General features: G+C 59.5%; 2 protein-coding genes. One reads left to right on the top strand and one right to left on the bottom strand.

The genetic code is table 11. From position 1 onward, the window contains the following. Positions 1-100: 100 nt before the first annotated feature. Entirely contained in the window at positions 101-2680 is a 2580-nt protein-coding gene (locus L0H65_RS17050; protein ID WP_301460423.1) for a CHAT domain-containing protein, read from the top strand. 283 nt (positions 2681-2963) lie between these two features. Here the strand turns inward: L0H65_RS17050 and L0H65_RS17045 are convergent. Further along, positions 2964-3209 (bottom strand): hypothetical protein (locus L0H65_RS17045; RefSeq protein ID WP_301460422.1); only part of this gene is annotated, 246 nt, incomplete at its 5' end.

Below are 3209 nucleotides of genomic sequence, written 5' to 3'. Positions count from 1 at the left end.
GGCGGATGACAAATCCAGGCATCCAACAGCGCGCGCTTGTGCGGTGCCTCTGCCGGCCTTAACGTGGCATGACCTGAGCAACCCAACCGGGGGCCGCCCGATGCAGACTTTTCTCTGCCGCATCCTTTTTGTCCTCGCGCTGTGCCTTTCGCCGGCGGCCCATGCCGATGAGGCGGCGCTTCTGGCCAAACTTGACCCGGAGCTGATGCAAAAGGTCAGGGCGGGCGACCCAAGTGCTGCTTATGAGGCCGGGGCGGCGTTGATTATCACATGGGAAGAACCTTATCTGCGCGCCGCGCTGCCGCTGTTCGAGACGGCTTTTTCCGGTGCCAATGCGCAGAAGGACGGGCTTTGGCTCGCGTCGGTTTCGGCCCTGATGATCGGGCGGGTCCATGTCGGGCTTTTGGAATTTCGCAAGGGTCTGGCGTTTTCCGAGCAGGCAGAGGCCATCGCCCGATCCATGAAGGACAATGCGGCAAATATGGTTATTGCAGGTGCGATGGAAGATCAGGCCAAGGCCCTGATCGGGCTGTCGCGCTATCGCGATGCGCTCGTCATTCTGGATCAGCTTTTGGCCTACTATCAGTCTGACCCGGTGGATGATGCCGCCGCCGCCGCCATCAACTGGACCAAAGGCATAGCCCATGAAGGGCTGAGTGAGTTTGACGAGGCGATTGCGGCCTATGGTGCGGCAATGACGTTTTACGGCAAGGCGGAACAGCCCGACAATCAAAGCCTTGCGGGACTTGGCAACAATCTCGGCTGGGTATTGCACCGGAGCGGGAAATACGCCGATGCCAAGGAATGGTTTGCATTGACCTTGCCGATCTACCTCGAAGAACTCGGCCCTTTCGCGGAAAACACCGCGAAAAACTACGTCAACCTCGGCCTGTCGACCTTTGAACTCGGCGATCCGGACGCGGCGATCAAGCTGGCGATGAAGGCGATGCCCTATGTCGCCAACAACCGCACCCAATCGCTGGATACCCAGCGCTGGCTGTTCGAACTGCTCGCCAAGGCCTTCGCGGCGAAGGGGGAGCCGAAACGCGCGATTTTCTTCGGCAAGATGGCGGTGAACGCGCAACAGGCGATCCGCGCCGCCAACTCCACCGGAAAAGCCGGAGATACCGCCGAATTGCAGGCCGAATGGCGACGCCTTTATCAACTTCTGGCCGACCTGCTGATCACCGAAGGTCGGATATCGGAGGCGCAGGCCGTTCTGAACATGGAAAAGGAGGAGGAGGTTTTCAACTACCTGAAGCGCGATGCTCAGGCCGATATAACCAAGACCCGCGCCACCCTGAACGATGCTGAGTTGGACGAGGAGGAAAAGCTGCAAATCCTCGCCGCAATGCCGATTGCCGCTGATGCCGAGTTGCGCGCCTTGAGCGCGAAAATAGAAAAGGGTGAGGCAAGCGAGGCGGAGCAAGACCAGATATTCACCCTGCAAGACGCACTGCAAGCTGCATCGGACCAGTTCGACACCGCGGTCGATGGTTTCTTGGCGGAGGTAGGTGTGGACAATCAGAAAGTCCTTGAAAAACAGTTTGATGCGACCGGAAGCTACCAAAGTACATTAGGTAGATTGCCGCGCCCGACGGCGATTCTCCAAATCGCAACACTCCCCGAGGCGTTGCATCTTTTCGTTACCTTGCCGGGCGTGACGCTGCACCGCGAAATCCGGATTTCCCGCGCCGATCTGGCGCGATTGGTGTTTGATACCCTTCAATCCATTGAGGATGTCGCCCCCGATGCGCCAGAAAAGCTGCATGCGCTGCAACAGGTGGTGTTCGCCCCGATCGAACAGGCGCTTCTGGATGCCGGCGTCGAGGTCGTGATGCTGAACCTTGACGGCTTTCTGCGCTACGTCCCCTTTGCCGCCTTGCGTGATGATGACGGCTATCTGATCGAACATTTCGCCTTCGTGCAATTCACCCCGGCGATAGAGACTCAATTCGACAAGCCAGACCGCACCGACGCGCAAACCGCAGGCTTTGGCGTGACCGAAGGTCACCCCGGCTTTTCCCCGTTGCCGGGCGTGAAGCGGGAGTTGGACACGATCTTCGGCACCGCAGGCGGCCAAGCTGTCTTGCATGGCACAACGGAACTGGACGGCGCGTTCGATGAACGCAGCCTCAAGGTTTCCCTGCTCAAATCGCCGGAAATCCTGCATATCGCCAGTCATTTCAACCTGATGCCGGGGCAAGAGGATGACAGTTTCCTGCTACTGGGCGACGGCGAACACCTACCGTTAAGCAAGATCCGCAAAACCCGCGCGCTCAGTTTCAAAGGCGTGGACCTGCTCACACTTTCGGCTTGCCAGACCGCGCGCGGTTCCGATGGCGACGGGGCCGAGATTGACGGCTTCGGCATCACTGCGCAACTGAACGGTGCCTCATCGGTGATGGCGTCGCTCTGGCCAGTGTCGGACGCCGCAACCCCGCGCCTGATGCGCGATTTCTATGCCGGTATCATGCAAGGCGGGTTGGACAAGGCCGAAGCCCTGCGTCAGGCACAGTTGAAGATGCTACACAGCGCCGACGACACCGAACCCAGCCGCGTCCAAACCGCCACAGACCGCGCCGCCATCGCCCTCGACGCTCCGGAAACACCCGCAAAGGCCGGGCTCGAACATCCGTATTTTTGGTCCGCCTTCGTGCTGATGGGCAATTGGCTGTAACCAACAGGGCTGAAGGCGGGTATCCGAGGGCACCCTTTGGGCGTGAAGTCACCGGATCTGTGAGAATTATACGGTCCGAAAATCGAAGGACGCTGCAGCGAGGCATGGGCACCATAGGGTCCAATCAAGCCACGCCACCCTTTTGTAACTATCGCCCAGCAAAGCTTTTAATCGGCGACTTGTGCCCTTTAGGGCTGAAAGCCGCCGATAATTCGACTCACCGGACAACCATTGCCCGAAACGGGACAAACTATGCCCCGATGGACAACAATCTTGAGTCCTCTCAGCTACACCCGCTCGTTCCGCCGCAGGTGTTGCACTTCATGCAGGTGCCGTTGCGGACGAGTGTGTAGTTGCCACATTCGTTGCAAGCCTCGCCCTCATAACCTTGCATTTTGGCCTTGACGCGCGCGTCCATGGTGATGGAGCCGCTGGCAAGTGCTGTGGAAGACGCGACGGCCGCCTGCGCAGTTTGCGGCACCAGCGTGTTCAACACGGCCATCGGGTCCATGCCCCCGGCCAGTGCCGT

Source organism: Pseudorhodobacter sp., assembly GCF_030452865.1.
GTDB lineage: Bacteria > Pseudomonadota > Alphaproteobacteria > Rhodobacterales > Rhodobacteraceae > Pseudorhodobacter.
Note: the sequence above shows the minus strand (reverse complement) of the source record. Positions and strands in the feature narration are given on the sequence as shown.